Origin of the sequence: Phytobacter palmae, assembly GCF_039409775.1 — a bacterium.
Classification (GTDB): Bacteria; Pseudomonadota; Gammaproteobacteria; order Enterobacterales; family Enterobacteriaceae; genus Phytobacter; species Phytobacter palmae.
Window position 1 is genome coordinate 310,291 of record NZ_JBCIVJ010000002.1, and the last position, 19,669, is coordinate 329,959.

A 19,669-nucleotide genomic window follows, 5' to 3' on the forward strand; every position below is an offset into this window, starting at 1 on the left:
ATCGTTCATTTGCCAGAGCACATCTGGCCTTCTGCCTACACGCGCAGCGTAAATCCCAGCTCGTTAGAGATAGCCTGCGCCGTCTCGCGTAGCGGTTTGAGCAGATTTTTCTCGCCAATCTGTTTGAGGCGTGATGTAGAAAGCGAAATAGAGATGGCATACGGCACGCGGTGGTGAATATCAAACACCGGTACGGCAATACAGGAGACGCCCAGCTCATTCTCTTCCCGGTCCATCGCCATACTGGTTTCTCGGATCTGCGCCAGTTCATCATACATCGCGGGCAGGCCGGTAATGGTGTTACGCGTCAGCGGTTGGATCTGATCCTGATGCGTCTCCCAGTACTCTTTCACATAGTCGGGTTGCCCGAAGGCCATATAGATTTTCCCCATCGCCGAGCAGTACAGCGGCATATGCTGACCAATATAGGCCCGCGTACGCAACATGCCCGTCGTCGGTTCCAGTTTGTAAATCAGAATGGCGTGATCGTCTTCGCGGCTGGAGAAATTGATAGTTTCCCCGGTCGCCAGGTTCAGCGCTTCCAGATGCGGCGCGGCAACATGGATAATATTCAGCGACGTGAGCGCCTTTTGACCGACAGCGATAAATTTTGTGGTTAAGCGGTAGCTTCCGGCGGCGGGCGCGGGGGTAACGTAGCCGCAAGATTGCAGCCCCTGCAGTAGCCGGTGCACGGTACTTTTATTCAGCCCCGCCAGTTCGGACAAATGCGCCAGCGGACAACCGTTCGGGTAGTTGCTCAGTATCTCTATCAACATCAAGCCGCGAAACAAGCTCTGGCTTCCTGCCGGCCTCTCTTTCTCCTGCGTGTTTTCACTCTCTTTCAGGTTCATCGCTTCCGCCTCCTTTTTGTGGCGACCTGATGGTAGCGCAAAGTGTGTTTCACTTCACGATCTGAACAGAAATTTTGTAATTTATTGTTTTTATTACATTTCAAAAATATATCCGGCAATTGATTTGTCAAATCATGATCGCTATATTTGAAATCAGATTTCGCATAGTGAAATTTACAGGTTGCACAACGTTCTCTTTCCCTCACCGGGAGGTCATCTTAAATGGCAGAAGCAGCAGTGTTATCTCCTTTGTTATCCATGCGCCATATCGTTAAGCGCTTTGGGGGAAATGTGGCGGTCAACAACGTCAGCCTGGATATCTATCCGGGCAAGGTTGTGGCGCTGCTGGGAGAAAACGGTGCGGGCAAATCCACGCTGATCAAGGTGCTGGCTGGTGTCTATTCACGCGATGGTGGCGAAATCCTGTTTCGCGGTGAACCGGTGGATTCTGCCGCCGCACTGCGCCAGGGCAACGAACAACCTATCGCCTTTATCCATCAGGATTTAGGTCTGGTGGAGTGGATGACCGTTGCGGAAAACATGGCGCTGGTGATGGGTTTCCCCCGTCGCTTTGGGCTGATCGACTGGGCGGCAACACGCCGTCAGGCACAAAAAGCGCTGCAAGACATCGGTATTCAGCTTGATCCGGATGACCGCGTGTTCGACCTCTCCCGTACTGAAAAGTCCCTGCTGGCAATAGCCCGTGCGGTGGCAGTCGATGCCTCGGTACTGGTGCTCGATGAGCCGACGGCTTCCCTTCCTGCGGACGATGTTCGCCATCTGTTCCGGGTGATGAACATCCTGCGGGAAAAACAGGTCGGCATGATTTATATCACCCATCGTCTGGATGAGGTGATGGAGATGGCCGACTCCGTTTGTGCCATGCGCGACGGTTGCTATGCAGGCGGTGGTGATATCGACCACTACACCCTGCGTGGCCTGGTCGAGCTGATTGTTGGCGAAAGTCTGCGTGACGACCAGCGTCAGGCCTTACCCGGTAAGGACGCGCCGGTACTGTTAAAGATGGACAACGTCAAAGTGGGTGATACCGGCCCCGTCTCTTTCGAGCTGCGTGCCGGTGAGATGGTGGCGCTCGCCGGTCTGCGTGGTGCCGGGCAAGAAGAAATTGGACGTTTGCTGTTTGCCTGCCGTGCGCAGGAAAGCGGGCAAATCACATTAAATGGCGTGCCGTTTACGGCGACAACACCAGGGGAGGCGATGTCTGCAGGCGTCTCTTTTGTCGCAGGCGATCGCCTTCATGAAAGTCTGATTCCGGGCATGATGGTGCGTGAAAACTTGTTTATGAACCCGTGTAAACACGGTCACGCCCCGCTGTCCCGCTATAACGAAAAAAGCGAAGCGCCGATGAGCTGGGAGAAAATCCGCCAGTTCGATGTCCGGCCAGCGCAAATCAACATTGAAATCAGCGCGTTGTCAGGCGGTAACCAACAAAAGGTGGTGATGGCGCGTTGGCTTTCCCTGAATGCTCCACTGCTCATTCTGGAAGACCCGTCTGCGGGCGTCGATGTGGGCGCGCGTGCGGAAATCTATGACCTGCTCAATCAGGCGCTGCAAAACGGCGTTGCCATTCTGGTCATCTCCAATGACCTGGAAGAGGTGGCGCATATCTGCAACCGGGCGCTGGTGTTTAACCGTGGGCAGATTGTCGGCGAGCTTCTTAACCAGGATGTCACGTTCGCCAGATTGCTCGAACTGGCGTCCGGCAGCGGCACACTACATTAAGTCGGAGTGCGTTAGTTATGGCTAAAACATCAATGAAATCGACGGCCCTTGAATCACGCGTATCGCTTCATGAACACGGTGCCGCCGCATGGCTTGGGCAATTAACCACCCGTTACGGTCTGCCCGTGATCTGTGTGGTGCTGGTTATCGTTTTTTCGCTGACGACGCCTTCATTCGCTTCGCTGCTGACCTTACAGGCCATTCTCGACAGTAAATCGAAAATCGCCCTGCTGGCGCTGGCGGCTACCATCCCGATGATCGTCGGGAAAATTGACCTTAACGTCGGCTTTGGCATCGTGCTCTGGCACATCCTTGCCATCACGTTGCAGGTGGAATATGGCTTTTCCTGGCCGGTGGCCGTGACAATCGTGCTGGCCCTCTCCGCGCTGTATGGCTTGCTGAACGGCATTCTGGTGGCGCTGGCGGATATCGACAGCTTCGTGGCTACGCTCGGTTCCGGCACTGTGCTTTATGCCATCGCGCTCTGGCACTCCGGCGGACGTCAGATCGTCGGTGACTTACCTGACGCCTTTATTGCCCTGCACCACTCAGACCTCTTTGGTATTCCGATCGTAGCCTTTTATGTCCTGTTCGCCGCCGTGGTGCTGTGGATCATCACCGAACATACCCCGATTGGCCGCTGCATGTATGCGGTGGGGGGTAATCCGGTCGCGGCTGCGCTCAACGGTATTGCCGTTAACCGTTACACCATCGGCGCGTTCATCGCCTCCAGCACCTTAACCGGGTTCACCGGAGTGATCATTGCCGCCGAGCAGGGGGTGGGCCAGGCCAGCGTCGGCATGGACTATCTGCTGCCTGCCCTTGTGGGGGCGTTCCTTGGCAGTACCACTATTCGTCCGGGCAGGGTGAACGTCTGGGGCACGGTGGTGGGTATTGCGGTACTGGCAATTGGTATCGCCGGTATTCAGCAGTTTGGCGGCGCATTCTGGGTCGAACCGCTGTTTAACGGTGCGACGTTGCTGTTGTCGATTACCCTGGCTGGTTATGCACAGCGCCGCCGGGCATTAAATAAAAAACTGGTGCAGCGTGCACAAACGACCGCACCGGGCTCCTCTGTTACCCAATGACTCTCGCGTAAGGAACTGAAAATGTATAACAAAATAGTTCAATGCTGTCTGGCTGCCGGGTTAGTAATGGCAAGCGGTTTCGCCCTGGCCGATGACGCCTGGGTTCAGCAGGCGCAGGCGGCAATCGCCAAAGCGACCGCGCCTGTCACCGTGTGGGATGGCCCAACACAGGGCCCGGCGTTGCAGCCGAACAAAAAGATTATCTTCATCGCGTCAGACATGAAAAACGGCGGCGTGCTGGGGGTTAAAGAGGGTCTCGAAGAAGCGGCAAAAATCGCGGGCTGGCAACTCGATGTGCTGGACGGCGCGGGTTCGGTGAAAGACCAACTGGCGGCGCTGAATCAGGCAATTGCCCGCAAACCGGACGGGATTGTGATTGGTGGCTGGAACCCGAACGTCGCCAAAATCCCGCTGAAAAAAGCGGTAAAAGAGGGCATCGTGCTGACCGCATGGCACGCAGTTCCAGCACCGGGCCCGGTTCCGGCCTACAACATTTTCTACAACGTGACTTCGGATTCTAACGAAGTGTCACGCATGGCGGCGCTCTACGCCGTTGCGAAATCCAACGGCACGGCAAAGGTGCTGATTTTCACCGACTCGCTCTACCAAATCGCCCTGGATAAAGCCAACGCGATGAAGAAAGTGATAGAGCAATGCAGCGGCTGCCAGGTGGTGGAATTTATCGATACCCCGCTTGCCGACACCTCTAACCGCATGCCGGGCATGACCTACAGTCTGATGCAAAAATATGGCGATAAGTTCGAATACTCCCTGGCCATTAACGACCTGTACTTTGACTTTATGGCTCCGGCCCTGCAAACCGCAGGTAAAGGCATAGACGGCAAGCCGCCATACAACATCTCGGCAGGCGACGGTTCCGTCACCGCCTACCAGCGCGTACGCGACGGTAAAGCACAGGTCGCGACCGTACCTGAGCCGCTGAAACTGCATGGCTGGCAGTTACTGGATGAATTCAACCGCGCCTTCGCCGGAAAACAACCTTCTGGCTACGTCACCCCGGCGCACCTGGTAACCAAAGAGAACATCAGTGCCGATGGTGGTCAGAACAATGAATTCGACCCGGGCAACCAGTATCGCGATCACTACAAAGCTATCTGGGGAGTGAAGTGAGATGTTAGCCGTCGCGGGCAGTTTTGAACGCCTGTGTTCTCCGGCCATCTGGGCGGAAGGCCCGGTGTGGGTTGCAGACCAGCAGAGCGTGATTTTCAGCGATGTGAAGGGCAACAAGATGTACCGCTGGAATGCGCAAAGCGGCGTCAGCGTATTTCGCGCCGAGTCCCACTTTGCCAACGGCAACGCGCTGGATAACGAAGGACGCTTGTTGACCTGCGAACATGGTCGGCGTGGCATCAGCCGTACGGATAGACAGGGCAATCACACCCTGCTGGTGGACAAAATCGACGGGCTTCGCTTCAACTCGCCTAACGATATCGCAGTGCGCCAGGACGGGTCGATTTGGTTTACCGACCCACCTTACGGCATCGTTGGTGACGAAGAGGGTTATCGTGCGGCAAGCCAGGTGATCGGCTGCTATGTCTATCGTTTTGATGAAGCGGGCAAACGGACGACGATTGCCATCAGCGATACCCAGCGTCCTAACGGACTGGCCTTCTCGCCGGATGATAAATGGCTCTACGTGGCGGATATGTCGATTATCGATTTCCCAACGCAGGGCCGCCGGGAAATTCGCGCTTACCGTCTCGACGGCGATAACGCGCTATTTTCCCACGTGATCACCCAGGTTGCGCCGGGTATTCCGGACGGCTTTTGCGTCGATCCGGCGGGGAATATTTTTTGCAGTTGTGAGACCGGGGTTTTGATTTTCTCGCCGCAGGGTACGTTGCTGGACACTATTCCCGTCCCGGAGCGCGTCTCTAATTGCACGTTTGGCGGGCCCGACGGGAATACGCTGTTTATTACCGCGACCACATCGCTTTACCGGGTGACCATCGCCCCCTCCCGTATTCAGGGATAAACAGGATTAATACCGAAACGCACCGGTCCTGCCGGCGCGTTTTCACAACCCAACATAGCTTAGTGGAATGGCATTCCACTATGCAAAACGAAGATGTGATGGAGAAAGCGTATGTTATTGAGTTTTTCTGATCTTAAAAATGAGTTTAACCGTGTCCTGCTGGCACGCGGTGTGGCGGCAGAAACCGCCGATGCCTGTGCGGAGATGTTTGCCCGCACCACCGAATCAGGGGTCTATTCACACGGCGTAAACCGTTTCCCGCGCTTTATCCAGCAACTGGAAAACGGCGACATCATCCCGGATGCACTGCCAAAACGCATTACGTCACTGGGAGCGATTGAACAGTGGGACGCCCAGCGTTCCATCGGCAACCTGACCGCGAAAAAGATGATGGACCGCGCGATTGAGCTGGCCTCCGACCACGGTATCGGCCTGGTGGCGGTGCGTAACGCTAACCACTGGATGCGTGGCGGCAGCTACGGCTGGCAGGCCGCAGAGAAAGGGTATATCGGTATTTGCTGGACTAACTCCATCGCCGTTATGCCGCCGTGGGGTGCGAAAGAGTGCCGTATCGGGACCAACCCGCTGATTGTTGCCATTCCGTCGACACCTATCACCATGGTGGACATGTCCATGTCGATGTTCTCCTACGGCATGCTGGAAGTGAACCGTCTGGCGGGCCGCCAGTTGCCGGTTGAAGGCGGCTTTGACGACGAAGGCAACCTGACTAAAGACCCGGCGCCGATTGAGAAAAACCGCCGCATTCTGCCGATGGGCTACTGGAAAGGTTCGGGCCTCTCTATCGTGCTGGATATGATCGCCACCCTGCTGTCCGATGGCTCCTCTGTGGCCGCCGTCACCGAAGACAACAGCGACGAGTTCAACATTTCGCAGGTCTTTATCGCCATCGAAGTGGACAAACTGATCGATGGCGCCACCCGCGATGCCAAGCTGCAACGCATCATGGATTACATCACGACCGCCGAACGCGCCGATGAAAATGTTCCTGTACGTCTGCCGGGCCATGAATTTACGCGTCTGCTGGAAGAAAACCGCCGCAACGGTATCACCGTTGACGACAGCGTGTGGGCGAAAATCAAGGCGCTGTAAGGAGTTTCATCATGATTTATGGACATATTTCTCAACCCAACGCCTGCCGGTATCCGGCAGCGATTGAAAAGGCACTGGAGTTCCTGCGTACAACGGATTTCAGCAAGCTGGAGCCGGGTGTGGTGGAAATCGAAGGGCGCACTATATACGCGCAGATCCTCGACCTGACGACCCGCCCTCACGATAAGCTGCGCCCGGAAGTGCATCGCCGATATCTGGATATTCAATATTTATATTCCGGCGAAGAACAAATTGGTGTCGCCATTGATACCGGCAATAACGTCGTGAGCGAAGAATTACTTGAGCAACGCGATATTATTTTCTATCAAGACAGTGAAAACGAATCATTGATTGAAATGGTGCCAGGTAATTACGCCATATTTTTTCCGCAGGATGTACATCGTCCTGCCTGTAATAAACACAGAGAAACAGCGATCAGAAAAATAGTCGTTAAAGTTGCGGTTTCCGCACTGAATTAATCCGTTGTTTATTTATCGATACCAGATAAATAAGAGGAGCGAAACATGAAAACGAATGACGCCGGTTATATTATCGGCGCATACCCCTGTGCGCCTTCGTTTCACCAAAAAAGCGAACAGGAAGAGAAGGAGTTCTGGCGTTTACTCGCGGATACACCACACATTCGTGGCCTGGAACAGCCATGCCATGAGAATCTGCATGCTTACGGCGATGAGTGGCTCTTGCGGCACACACCGGGCGAATGGCAGATGGTGATCACCGCCATCCCGGAGACCATGCGTCGTCGCAGCGGCGGTAATCTGGCATTTGGTCTGGCCTCCAGCGATGAAGATCAACGTCGGGCATGCGTCGAGTTCCATCGTCATTTGCTCAATAAAATCAATGCAGTAAACAAGAGTTTCGCCAGTAAAGTGATTTCACTTGAACTACAGGCTGCACCGCTGGGCGGTAACGCTGATGTGGCTCAGGCAACCGATGCGTTTGCCCGCTCCATCAAAGAAATCGCCCGTTGGGACTGGTCATGCTCACTCGTACTGGAACACTGCGATGCCATGAACAGACCCGCCCCGCGCAAAGGTTTCCTGCCGCTGGAAAACGTGCTGGAAACCCTTGCCGGTTACGACATTGATGTATGCATTAACTGGGCGCGTTCAGCAATTGAAGGGCGTAATACCACCCTGCCGCTGGAACATACTCAGGTGGTGAAAGCCGCCGGAAAACTGGGGGCGCTGATGTTCTCTGGCACCGCCACCGAAGGGCCGTATGGTGAATGGACTGACCTGCATACGCCTTTCGCCCCTTTCTGCCCGGAAAGCCTGCTCACGGTAGAAAGCGCTAAAGAATTATTTAATGTGGCTGACACAGCAAAATTACAGTTTGCCGGTATTAAGTTACTGGAAATTGATGCTAATGCTGATGCGAATCATCGCATAGCCATATTACGCGATGGCATTAACGCGCTAAACCAATCCAGACAATAAATATAAAGCGTCAATTTAATCGCAAGGCCAGTTACTTTTAACGAGAGATTAATATGAACACTTCCTCTTACGCTACATCTGCGGATATTCCGCGCCAACGTTGGTTAAGAATTATTCCCCCCATTCTTATCGCGTGTATTATTTCGTATATGGACCGCGTGAATATTGCCTTTGCAATGCCTGGCGGTATGGATAAGGAATTAGGTATTTCCGCTACGATGGCCGGTCTGGCTGGCGGTATTTTCTTCCTTGGTTATCTTTTCTTGCAGGTACCGGGCGGAAAAATCGCTGTGCACGGCAGCGGTAAAAAATTCATCGGCTGGTCACTGGTCGCCTGGGCGGTCATCTCTGTGCTTACCGGTATCGTCACCAACCAATATCAGTTGCTGGTGCTGCGTTTCCTGCTCGGTGTGGCGGAAGGCGGCATGCTGCCGGTGGTGCTCACCATGATCAGCAACTGGTTCCCGGATGCCGAACGTGGTCGCGCAAACGCCATCGTCATTATGTTCGTACCGATTGCCGGGATCATCACCGCCCCGCTCTCCGGCTGGATCATTACCGCGCTCGACTGGCGCTGGCTGTTCATCATCGAAGGTCTGCTGTCACTGGTTGTTCTGGTGCTGTGGGCGCTGACCGTTTATGACCGTCCGCAGGAAGCACGCTGGATTAGCGAAGCCGAGAAGAAATATCTGGTGGAAACCCTGGCCGCTGAACAGCGTGCCATTGCGGGTAAAACCGTCGTTAATGCCTCGCTGGGCGCAGTGTTGTCTGACCGTACCATGTGGCAGTTAATTGCCCTGAACTTCTTCTATCAGACCGGGATTTACGGTTACACCCTGTGGCTGCCCACCATCCTCAAAGAGTTGACCCACACCAGCATGGGCCAGGTCGGGATGCTTGCCATTCTGCCTTACGTCGGTGCTATCGCCGGGATGTTCCTGTTCTCTTCTCTGTCCGACCGTACCGGTAAACGCAAGATGTTCGTCTCCCTGCCGCTGATTGGCTTCGCTACCTGCATGTTCCTCTCCGTCACCCTGAAAGAGAGCATCTGGCTGTCGTATGCCGCACTGGTCGGCTGTGGCTTCTTCCTGCAATCCGCTGCCGGGGTGTTCTGGACCATTCCGGCACGTCTGTTCAGCGCGGAAATGGCCGGCGGCGCACGCGGCGTGATTAACGCCCTGGGCAACCTGGGTGGCTTCTGCGGTCCGTATGCCGTGGGTGTGTTGATCACCATGTACAGCAAGGATGCGGGCGTCTACTGCCTGGCGGTGTCTCTGGCCATTGCCGCGCTGATGGCCCTGCTGCTGCCTGCGAAGTGTGATGCCAACAGCCCGAGCGTGGGCGCACCGAATACGGCCAAACGTGCGGTCTGATGCCCTTACCCCTGCCCTCTCCCACAGGGAGAGGGTGAAAACCAGGAAAAAAAGATGAGTGAAAAAGAGACCTTCTGGCTGGGTATCGATTGTGGCGGTACTTATCTGAAAGCGGGACTGTACAACAGCCAGGGTAAAGAATTTGCTATTGAACGCCAGTCCGTACGCACCCTTAGCCCGCATCCAGGCTGGGCGGAGCGCGACATGGCGGAGCTGTGGCAGCACTGTGCGGCAACCATCTCCCGCCTGTTGCAACGTACCGGCATTAGCGGAAAAAGCATTCAGGGAGTGGGTATTTCCGCTCAGGGCAAGGGGTTGTTTTTACTAGATAAAAATGACCAGCCGCTGGGCACGGCGATCCTCTCTTCCGACCGCCGCGCCATGGAAATCGTTAAGCGCTGGCAGCAGGACGGCATTCCACAAAAGCTCTACCCCTTAACGCGCCAGACCCTGTGGACCGGGCATCCGGCCTCACTACTGCGCTGGGTAAAAGAAAACGAGCCGCAACGCTACGCACAGATTGGCTGCGTGATGATGGGCCACGACTACCTGCGCTGGTGTCTGACCGGCGTGAAAGGGTGTGAAGAGAGCAATATTTCCGAATCGAATCTCTACCATATGACCACCGGGCAGTATGACCCCTGCCTGACACAATGGCTGGGCATTAGCGAGGTAGACCCTGCGTTGCCGCCGATTGTGGGTTCAGCAGAAGTCAGCGGGGAAATCACCGCTCAGGCAGCCGCCATTACCGGTCTCGCAGCGGGAACACCCGTTGTGGGCGGTCTGTTTGATGTGGTTTCCACCGCGATCTGCGCCGGACTGGAAGACGAATACACGCTCAATGCCGTGATGGGCACCTGGGCTGTTACCAGCGGTATTGCCAAAGGACTGCGCGATAACGAAGCGCATCCTTATGTGTATGGCCGCTACGTCAATGACGGGCAATTCATCGTGCACGAAGCCAGCCCCACCTCTTCCGGCAACCTGGAATGGCTGACCGCGCAATGGGGCGATATCAGTTTTGCCGATATTAACCAGCTCGTTGACGGCCTGCCGAAAGCGGGCAGCGAGGTCTTCTTCTTACCTTTCCTTTATGGCAGTAACGCCGGACTCGACATGACCAGCGGCTTTTATGGCATGCAGGCGCTGCATACCCGCGCGCATTTGTTACAGGCGGTCTACGAAGGGGTGGTATTCAGCCATATGACCCACCTCAACCGCATGCGTGAGCGTTTTACCGAAGTGCGTGCCCTGCGTGTCACCGGTGGCCCGGCCCATTCCAGGGTGTGGATGCAGATGCTGGCGGATGTCAGCGGCCTGCCCGTTGAACTCCCGCAGGTAGAAGAGACCGGCTGCTTTGGCGCGGCCATCGCCGCACTGGTCGGCACTGGCGTCTATCAGAATTTTAGCGATGCCCGACAAACGCTCAACTACGAGATGCACGCCCTGACGCCGGACATGAACGCCCATGCCGCCTACCAGCGTAAATATCACCGTTACCAGATTTTAATAGAAGCACTTGAGGGCTTTCACGCCCGTATTAAGGAGCACTCTTTATGAGCCGACCATTACTGCAGCTGGCGCTCGACCACACCGACCTTGCCGCCGCCCAGCGCGACGTTGCGTTGCTAAAAGATCATGTAGACATCGTGGAAGCGGGCACCATCCTGTGCCTCAGTGAAGGGCTAAATGCCGTGCGCGCCCTACGCGCCCAGTGCCCGGAAAAACTGATCGTAGCCGACTGGAAAGTGGCCGATGCCGGTGAAACCCTGGCCCGGCAGGCGCTGGAAGCGGGCGCAGACTGGATGACCATCATCTGTGCCGCACCGCTGGCCACCATCGAAAAAGGCCATGCCGTTGCCGCCGCACGCGGGGGAGAAATTCAGATTGAATTGTTTGGCAACTGGACCTTCGATGATGCCCGCGACTGGTACAACACCGGCGTGCGTCAGGCGATTTATCACCGTGGTCGTGACGCGCAGGCGAGCGGCCAGCAGTGGGGTGAAGCGGACCTGGCGCGCATGAAAGCGCTATCCGATATTGGCCTCGAACTCTCCGTCACCGGCGGCATTACCCCTGCCGATTTGCCGTTGTTCAAAACGATCAATGTGAAGGCGTTCATTGCCGGACGCGCGCTCTCTGGCGCGGCGAATCCGCAGCAGGTCGCCGAAGAATTCCACGCCCGCATTCGCGACATCTGGGGAGCGTAAACATGCGCAACCATCCGTTAGGTATTTATGAAAAAGCGTTACCGAAAGACTTATCCTGGCCGGAGCGTCTGGTTCTGGCTAAAAGCTGCGGATTCGACTTCGTGGAAATGTCCGTCGACGAAACCGACGAACGCCTCTCGCGACTCGAATGGACCACTGCCCAGCGCGCCTCGTTAGTGGAGGCGATGCTCGAAACCAACGTGTCGATTCCGTCGATGTGCCTTTCCGCCCATCGCCGCTTCCCGTTCGGCAGCCGCGATGAAGCCGTGCGTGAGCGCGCCCGCGACATCATGACCAAAGCCATCAAACTGGCGCGCGATTTAGGTATCCGCACTATCCAGCTTGCGGGCTATGACGTCTATTACGAAGAGCATGATGCGGGCACCCGACAGCGCTTTGCCGAAGGGCTGGCGTGGGCCGTTGAGCAGGCCGCAGGGGCGCAGGTGATGCTGGCGGTGGAGATCATGGACACCGCGTTTATGAACTCCATTACCAAATGGAAAAAATGGGACGAGATGCTCGCCTCGCCGTGGTTCACCGTCTACCCGGATGTGGGCAACCTCAGCGCGTGGGGTAACGACGTACCGGCAGAGCTGGCGCTTGGCATCGACCGTATCGCCGCCATTCACCTGAAAGATACACAGCCCGTCACCGAAACCAGTCCCGGCCAGTTCCGCGACGTACCGTTTGGCGAAGGCTGTGTGGATTTCGTCAATGTATTCAGCACGTTGCACAATCTGAATTATCGCGGCGCATTTCTGATTGAGATGTGGACCGAAAAAGCTAAAGAACCGGTGCTTGAGATCATCCAGGCCCGTCGCTGGATTGAAGCCCGTATGCAGGAAGGAGGATTCATATGTTAGACCAACTGAAAGCCGAGGTGCTGGCGGCAAACCTGGCTCTGCCCGCCCACGGGCTTGTTACCTTTACCTGGGGTAATGTCAGCGCAGTCGATGAAACCCGCAAACTGATGGTGATTAAACCCTCAGGCGTGGAGTACGACGTGATGAAAGCCGAGGATATGGTGGTGGTGGATATCGCCAGCGGCAAAGTGGTCGATGGCAGCAAAAAGCCCTCTTCTGATACGCCCACGCACCTGGCGCTGTATCGTCGCTTCCCGGAAATCGGCGGCATCGTGCATACTCATTCCCGCCACGCGACTATCTGGTCGCAGGCTGGTCTGGATCTGCCCGCCTGGGGCACCACGCACGCGGACTACTTCTACGGCACTATTCCATGCACACGACTGATGACGCCTGAGGAAATCAACGGCGAGTATGAGTACGAAACCGGCGAAGTGATCATCAAGACTTTTGAAGAACGCGACCTGAACCCGATGCAGGTTCCGGCAGTGCTGGTGCACTCCCACGGCCCGTTTGCATGGGGCAAAAATGCGGCAGATGCGGTGCACAACGCGGTGGTGCTTGAAGAGTGCGCCTATATGGGGCTGTTCTCCCGTCAACTGGCACCGCAGTTACCGGATATGCAGAATGAGTTGCTCGATAAACACTATCTGCGTAAGCACGGCGCAAACGCCTATTACGGACAGTGAGTACTCTGCGCTTTTCCCCCGTCACGGTTCGATCAGTGCCCTCGTCCCTTTAAGGAAAAGGGCAGGATGAGGGGAAAAACCGCACCGACATTTACCCCGAATTAATATGCTCCTTACAATACCGCCGCTTCCATGCGGCGGGCGTCAGCCCGGTATGCTTGCGGAAAATCTGGCGAAAATAGCCCACGTCGTGAAATCCGCATTGCCCCGCCACCTCTTTTAACGACAACGAATCGCTGATCAGTAATTTTTCGGCCGCCCGCACCCGCTGGCGATGAATCGCTTCGGTCAGCGTCAGGCGAAAGGCGCGTCGGTACACTCGTCCCAGGTAGTCGGCGTTACAGTGCAGCTCTTTCGCCAGCGTCGAGGCCGAAATCGGCAGATGAAACTGCGTGCCTATCATCTGCCGGGCTTTCCAGGCAAGGGCCATTCCCGGATTATCCACGGCACGCTCACTGAGTGCAGAGGCCGATATTTGTTGCAGAATCAGCAGTAAAATACATTCCATGGCCACGCTGCGATGGACATTTTCCTGCTCATGTAAAAACTGGCGAAATAACGCTGTCATATATTGAGGATCATTTAATGCGGTATGTTGTGGCAACATAAGCACGCTGTTTTGTCCTGTTTTATGTGCCGCAGCCGTTAATTCAAAATGCAGCCAGTAGAATTTCAGATCCGTCGGAAATTCCCCTACGCCAACATGTCGTCGCTGCGGCCAGAGTAAAAGCGTTTCACCGGCATTAACCGTAAAGAGTTTCTCTTCTTCGCGGATCGTTAATGTCCCCTTTTCGACAAAAATCACCTCCCAGGAATGCAAAGTCCGTGATGGATGGCTCCCCACACCGCGAGAGATAAATAAGCCGCCATTTTGCACACGAAGCGGAAGCGCTATGGATAATTCAAGCATAAATATGTCAATTCTCGCTAACAGAGAGCAATAAAACTGCATTTTGTTTTTGATTATTAACGAAATATAAACCCTGTGCTGGATCAAAATCACACTTTACACATCAGGTCGGAATCGTCACCTTTTTGTACTTTTCCCTTCCCTTGTTGTGTGGTGAATTCAATGCACAATAAATAACGTACTTTGCAAACTACAAAACAAAATCTGCAAATAAGCGGGTTACTTTTGGAATATCCGTGAGGCGTTTTCCATGACTTCAACATTAATTTCCAATACCGATTCAGCGCAAAAGGCGCTGGACGATAAATTATCCGTACGTGAAAAAATAGGCTATGGTTTGGGCGATGCAGGCGGAACGGTAATAACCTGCTTAATCATGAATTTCCTGACCTTTTTTTATACCGATATTTTTGGCTTAACCCCGGCGTTGGTGGGCACACTATTTATGGCCTTACGTGTTTTTGACGCCATATCTGACCCGGTAATGGGGATCATCGCTGACCGCACCCAAAGTCGCTGGGGCCGTTTTCGCCCCTGGCAACTGTGGATTGCCCTGCCTATCGGCATTATCGGCGTACTGACCTTCACCGTCCCCGAAGCCAGTATGAACGTGAAAATTGCCTGGGCGTTTGGCACTTATCTTCTGCTTTCTGTGGGCTATACCGCCATTAATGTGCCCTACTGCGCCCTGATCAATACGATGACCACGCGTCACAGCGAAGTGATCTCCTGCCAGTCCTGGCGCTTTGTATTATGCGGCGTGGCGGGCTTTCTGGTCTCGGTCGGCCTGCCATGGCTGGTCTCCACGCTGGGTAAAGGGAATGCCGCGCAGGGTTACCAGCTTGGTGTCGGCGTGCTGTGCGCTATCGCCGTGGTGATGTTCCTGTGCTGTTTCTTCTGGGTGCGCGAACGGGTGCCGCTGTCGACGATGGGCAAATTTACGCTGCGTGAACATATGGCGGGACTGCGCAAAAACGACCAGCTGTTGCTGATGCTGCTGATGTCATTCCTGCTGATCAATGTGTTCAACATTCGCGGCGGCGGCTACATGTACTTCATCACCTATGTCCTGCAAGGCAGCACCGGTTATACCTCGCTGTTTTTCACCATGGTGACCTTCGCCTCGATTCTTGGTTCGGTGCTGGTTAATCCGCTATCGAAGCGCTTCGACACGGTAAAATTCTATTACTACACCAACCTGGCGCTGGCCGCGCTGTCGGTGATGATGTGGTTCCTGCCCACCGGCCCGGCCTGGCAAACCCTGTGGCTGGCGGTAATTCTGGGCAATGGGGTCATCCTCGGCTTTACTCTGCCGCTGCACTTCTCATTGATGGCTTTCGCCGATGATTACGGCGAATGGAAAACCGGAGTACGTTCGTCCGGCATGAACTTCGCCTTCAACCTCTTCTGCATCAAGCTCGCGTGGGCGTCCAGCGCCGTCATCATCAGCCTGGTGTTTATTTTCGTCGCCTATCAACCCGGCGCAGGAAATCAGACACCCGCCTCGTTACAAGGCATCACCGCAATGGAGACACTGCTGCCCGCCCTGTTCCATCTGCTGCTGGCGTTCTCCATCCGCGTCTGCAAGCTCAATAATCCCATGATGGCGCGCATTGCCACCGATCTGCGCCAGCGTCATGTTCAGTCTTAAGGAGTCTGTAATGGAAGTCGATCTGCACAAACTGAAAGTCAGCGATGCGTTTCTCGGTCAGTATCAACAACTGGTACGCGAGGTTGTCATTCCCTACCAGTGGGACGCGCTCAATGACCGTATCGCCGAAGCCGACCCCAGCCATGCGATTGAAAACTTTCGTATCGCCGCCGGGCTGCAGGAGGGCGAGTTTTACGGCATGGTCTTTCAGGATAGCGACGTCGCCAAATGGCTGGAAGCGGTGGCATGGTCGCTGTGCCAGAAGCCGGATGAGGAGCTGGAGAAGACCGCCGACGAGGTGATCGAACTGGTCGCCGCGGCTCAGTGTGACGACGGCTATCTCAATACTTATTTCACGGTAAAAGCGCCGCAGGAGCGCTGGACCAACCTGGCCGAATGCCATGAGCTTTATTGCGCCGGGCATATGATTGAAGCGGGGGTGGCCTATTTTCAGGGCACCGGGAAACGCCGTCTGCTGGAGGTGGTCTGCCGCCTGGCAGATCATATCGATTCTGTCTTTGGCCCCGGAGAACAACAGCTGCACGGCTACCCGGGACACCCGGAAATCGAACTGGCGTTGATGCGTTTGTATGAAGTCACCCGGCAGCCTCGTTATCTGGCGCTGGTGAATTACTTCGTTGAGCAGCGCGGCACGCAGCCCCATTTTTATGATGTCGAATATGAAAAACGTGGACGCACCTCTTACTGGCACACCTACGGCCCGGCCTGGATGGTGAAAGACAAAGCCTACAGTCAGGCACACCAGCCGCTGGCCGAACAGCAAACGGCTATCGGCCACGCGGTACGCTTCGTCTACCTCATGACCGGCGTGGCGCATCTGGCGCGCTTAAGCCAGGATGAAGGGAAGCGTCAGGATTGTCTTCGTCTGTGGAACAACATGGCGCAGCGCCAGTTATATATTACCGGCGGCATCGGCTCGCAGAGCAGCGGCGAGGCCTTCAGCAGCGACTACGATCTGCCCAACGATACGGTGTATGCCGAAAGCTGCGCCTCCATCGGTCTGATGATGTTCGCCCGACGAATGCTCGAGATGGAGGCCGACAGTCAGTACGCCGACGTTATGGAGCGTGCACTCTACAACACGGTGCTCGGCGGCATGGCGCTGGACGGTAAGCATTTCTTTTACGTTAACCCACTGGAAGTGCACCCAAAATCGCTGAAATTCAATCACATCTATGACCATGTGAAGCCCGTGCGTCAGCGCTGGTTTGGCTGTGCCTGCTGCCCGCCCAATATTGCCCGCGTGCTCACCTCGCTTGGCCATTATCTCTACACGCCGCGCGAAGAGGCGCTGTATATCAACCTCTACGTTGGCAACAGTGTGGAGATCCCGGTGGGTGACCAGGCGCTACGGCTGCGCATCAGCGGCAACTATCCGTGGCAGGAACAGGTCACTATTACCATCGAGTCCCCGCAGGCAATTGACCACACGCTGGCGCTGCGTCTGCCGGACTGGTGCGCCGATCCGCACGTAGCGCTCAACGGCACGGAGGTTGTCAGGGATATCCGCAAAGGCTATTTGCATATTCAGCGTCGCTGGCAGGAGGGCGATACCCTGACGCTCACCCTGCCGATGCCGGTGCGCCGGGTGTATGGCAACCCGCTGCTGCGCCATGTGGCAGGCAAAGTGGCGATTCAGCGCGGGCCGCTGGTCTACTGCCTGGAGCAGGCAGATAACGGGGAAGAGCTGCATAACCTGTGGCTCTCACCGCAGGCGGCATTCACTGTTTTTGAGGGCAAGGGGATTTTTGCTCACAAAATGCTGATTCAGGCACCGGGCTATAAACAAACGGCGGCGGACGCGGGGCAGCAGGCGCTGTGGCGTTACGACAAAACACCGGGGGAACGCCAGGCGCAGACGCTGACCTTTATTCCGTGGTTCTCCTGGGCAAATCGCGGCGAAGGGGAGATGCGGATTTGGGTTAATGAGGAAAGGTAACCGGATGCCATAATCGCCGGCATGTCCCGGATGTGGCGTAACGCCTTGTCCGGGCCTCTCCCGGGGGAGGGTTGGGGTGAGGGGAATATGCGGCTCAGGAGGAGGGTTCCGTTCACGATATGTTCATGGCGAAATGGACCTCCTGAACCGGTGAACGGGTAAAGCGGAACACCGCGTTCCCCTTTACAATCCCCGCGGCCCCGCAAAGAAATCGGTGCTTCGCACTGCGTTCGCCTCCCGCCCTGCTGCCTGCTCTGCGCCAGGGAGGCACAAAGATGTCGCTGTGGTTGTCATGCGGGAAAATGAGTCAGCCGTGACTAACAAGGTTGAAGACATTCACAGTATCTACCGTTCACCGTCTTACTTGAGCAGACGCACCCGGCAGGCTTTACCTTTGATTTTGCCCTGCTGGAGTTGCTTCCAGGCCTGTTTTGCCACGGACTGGCGCACGGCAACATAGGCATGCATCGGATGCATATCAATCTTGCCGATATCCGCGCCGTCCAGACCAATGTCGCCGGTCAACGCCCCCAGAATATCGCCAGGGCGCATTTTGGCTTTCTTACCGCCGTCAATGCACAGGGTTGCCATATCGGCTTCCAGCGGCTTGATGTTGTTGCTGATAACAGGGGATTGCCAGTCGAGAGAAATCGCCAGCATCTCACCGAGAATAGCCGCACGCTGAGCTTCTTCTGGTGCGCACAGACTCAGCGCCATGCCGCTCTGCCCGGCACGCGCGGTACGGCCAATACGGTGCACGTGGACTTCCGGGTCCCAGGACAACTCGTAGTTGATCACCATTTCCAGCGCTTTAATATCCAGCCCGCGCGCGGCGACGTCAGTAGCCACCAGCACACGGCTACTGCCGTTGGCAAAGCGCACCAGCGTCTGATCGCGATCACGCTGTTCCATGTCACCATGCAGCGCCAGCGCACTCTGGTTACGCTCATTCAGCGCATCGCACACTTCCTGGCAATCTTTTTTGGTGTTGCAAAACACCACGCAGGAGGCCGGCTGATGCTTGCTTAACAAACTCAGCAACAACGGAATTTTTTCCCGGCGCGAGACTTCGTAGAAATGCTGTTCCACCGCAGGTAAAGCTTCGACCGAATCGATTTCGATGGTTTGCGGATCGCGCTGGAAGCGGGTGCTGATCGCCGCAATGGCCGCAGGCCAGGTGGCGGAAAACAGCAGCGTCTGACGACGTTCTGGTGCGTGGCGCAGAATGGCATCAATGGCGTCGCTAAAGCCCATATCGAGCATGCGATCGGCTTCGTCCAGCACCAGCGTTTTCAGGGCGTCCAGGGTGACGGTGGCTTTTTCCAGATGATCCAGCAGACGACCAGGCGTAGCGACGATGATATGCGGCGCATGCTGGAGCGAATCACGCTGTGCGCCGAACGGCACGCCACCGCATAAAGTCAGAATTTTAATATTGGGCAGATAACGCGCCAGACGACGAAGCTCTTTGGCGACCTGATCGGCCAGCTCGCGCGTTGGACATAGCACCAGAGACTGGGTCACAAACTGGCTGGCATCGATACGTTGCAGCAAGCCTAAGCCAAAGGCAGCGGTTTTGCCGCTGCCGGTTTGCGCCTGTACGCGTACGTCTTTGCCTTCAAGGATCGCCGGCAATGCCGCCGCCTGTACCGGGGTCATGGAGTGATAACCCAGCTCATCAAGGTTGGCGAGGAGTTCAGCGGGCAAAGCATTTAAGGTTGAAAAGGCGGTCACGTTGTTATCTCTGAGTAGTTGCAGGCCGCTA

The 19,669-nt window shown here is 55.7% G+C and carries 17 protein-coding genes; 14 read left to right on the forward strand and 3 right to left on the reverse strand.

All coding sequences use genetic code 11. The annotated features are described in order from the left end of the window. Positions 1-35: 35 nt before the first annotated feature. Positions 36-851 (reverse strand): IclR family transcriptional regulator YiaJ, encoded by an 816-nt coding sequence (gene yiaJ / locus AAIG39_RS04085; RefSeq protein WP_090083672.1) that lies wholly within the window; start codon positions 849-851, stop codon positions 36-38. A 222-nt stretch (positions 852-1,073) separates the two neighbouring features. On the opposite strand from yiaJ, the gene AAIG39_RS04090 reads away from it, so the two are divergent. From AAIG39_RS04090 to araD, 12 genes are all read left to right on the forward strand, one after another. Beyond that, entirely contained in the window at positions 1,074-2,594 is a 1,521-nt protein-coding gene (locus tag AAIG39_RS04090; protein WP_090083669.1) for a sugar ABC transporter ATP-binding protein, read from the forward strand. Between the two features lie 17 nt (positions 2,595-2,611). Next, positions 2,612-3,682 carry an ABC transporter permease gene (locus AAIG39_RS04095; RefSeq protein WP_090083666.1) on the forward strand — a complete coding sequence of 357 codons (1,071 nt, stop codon included), beginning with the start codon at positions 2,612-2,614 and terminating at the stop codon, positions 3,680-3,682. A 21-nt stretch (positions 3,683-3,703) separates the two neighbouring features. Continuing rightward, on the forward strand, positions 3,704-4,813 hold the full coding sequence (locus tag AAIG39_RS04100; RefSeq protein WP_090083664.1) for an ABC transporter substrate-binding protein: 1,110 nt from the start codon (positions 3,704-3,706) through the stop codon (positions 4,811-4,813). 1 nt (position 4,814) lies between these two features. Then, positions 4,815-5,678 (forward strand): SMP-30/gluconolactonase/LRE family protein, encoded by an 864-nt coding sequence (locus tag AAIG39_RS04105; RefSeq protein WP_090083661.1) that lies wholly within the window; start codon positions 4,815-4,817, stop codon positions 5,676-5,678. A 111-nt stretch (positions 5,679-5,789) separates the two neighbouring features. Continuing rightward, on the forward strand, positions 5,790-6,788 hold the full coding sequence (yiaK, locus tag AAIG39_RS04110; RefSeq protein ID WP_090083658.1) for a 3-dehydro-L-gulonate 2-dehydrogenase: 999 nt from the start codon (positions 5,790-5,792) through the stop codon (positions 6,786-6,788). An 11-nt stretch (positions 6,789-6,799) separates the two neighbouring features. Further along, the gene (locus tag AAIG39_RS04115) at positions 6,800-7,267 is read left to right on the forward strand and encodes a NanQ anomerase/TabA/YiaL family protein (protein WP_249569519.1); all 468 of its coding nucleotides are present in this window, start codon (positions 6,800-6,802) and stop codon (positions 7,265-7,267) included. Between the two features lie 45 nt (positions 7,268-7,312). Next, positions 7,313-8,248, forward strand: coding sequence for a DUF4862 family protein (locus tag AAIG39_RS04120; RefSeq protein ID WP_343193248.1), 936 nt, complete (start codon positions 7,313-7,315; stop codon positions 8,246-8,248). A gap of 53 nt (positions 8,249-8,301) precedes the next feature. Then, entirely contained in the window at positions 8,302-9,621 is a 1,320-nt protein-coding gene (locus AAIG39_RS04125; RefSeq protein ID WP_343193249.1) for an MFS transporter, read from the forward strand. Positions 9,622-9,675: 54 nt separating this feature from the next. Continuing rightward, complete coding sequence (locus AAIG39_RS04130; protein ID WP_343193250.1) at positions 9,676-11,181, forward strand: FGGY-family carbohydrate kinase; 1,506 nt, start codon at positions 9,676-9,678, stop codon at positions 11,179-11,181. Then, a complete protein-coding gene (ulaD, locus tag AAIG39_RS04135; protein ID WP_090083649.1) occupies positions 11,178-11,831 on the forward strand; it encodes a 3-keto-L-gulonate-6-phosphate decarboxylase UlaD in 654 nt (217 codons plus the stop codon). Before AAIG39_RS04130 ends, ulaD begins: the two co-directional genes overlap by 4 nt. A gap of 2 nt (positions 11,832-11,833) precedes the next feature. Further along, entirely contained in the window at positions 11,834-12,694 is an 861-nt protein-coding gene (locus tag AAIG39_RS04140) for an L-ribulose-5-phosphate 3-epimerase (protein ID WP_249569523.1), read from the forward strand. Continuing rightward, a complete protein-coding gene (gene araD / locus AAIG39_RS04145; RefSeq protein ID WP_090083647.1) occupies positions 12,688-13,383 on the forward strand; it encodes an L-ribulose-5-phosphate 4-epimerase in 696 nt (231 codons plus the stop codon). The genes AAIG39_RS04140 and araD overlap by 7 nt, the downstream gene beginning before the upstream one ends. A gap of 91 nt (positions 13,384-13,474) precedes the next feature. Here araD and AAIG39_RS04150 read toward each other — a convergent pair whose 3' ends face one another. Further along, complete coding sequence (locus AAIG39_RS04150; RefSeq protein ID WP_343193251.1) at positions 13,475-14,293, reverse strand: AraC family transcriptional regulator; 819 nt, start codon at positions 14,291-14,293, stop codon at positions 13,475-13,477. A gap of 250 nt (positions 14,294-14,543) precedes the next feature. Here AAIG39_RS04150 and AAIG39_RS04155 point away from each other — a divergent pair, with 250 nt between their 5' ends. Together AAIG39_RS04155 and AAIG39_RS04160 are read left to right on the forward strand one after the other, a co-directional pair. After that, positions 14,544-15,944 carry an MFS transporter gene (locus tag AAIG39_RS04155; protein ID WP_090083645.1) on the forward strand — a complete coding sequence of 467 codons (1,401 nt, stop codon included), beginning with the start codon at positions 14,544-14,546 and terminating at the stop codon, positions 15,942-15,944. Beyond that, positions 15,931-17,904: a glycoside hydrolase family 127 protein gene (locus AAIG39_RS04160; RefSeq protein WP_090083643.1), complete on the forward strand. Its 1,974-nt coding sequence runs from the start codon at positions 15,931-15,933 to the stop codon at positions 17,902-17,904. The genes AAIG39_RS04155 and AAIG39_RS04160 overlap by 14 nt, the downstream gene beginning before the upstream one ends. A 360-nt stretch (positions 17,905-18,264) precedes the next feature. Here the strand turns inward: AAIG39_RS04160 and dbpA are convergent, their stop codons facing one another. Continuing rightward, complete coding sequence (gene dbpA, locus AAIG39_RS04165; protein ID WP_343193252.1) at positions 18,265-19,638, reverse strand: ATP-dependent RNA helicase DbpA; 1,374 nt, start codon at positions 19,636-19,638, stop codon at positions 18,265-18,267. Positions 19,639-19,669: the final 31 nt, after the last annotated feature.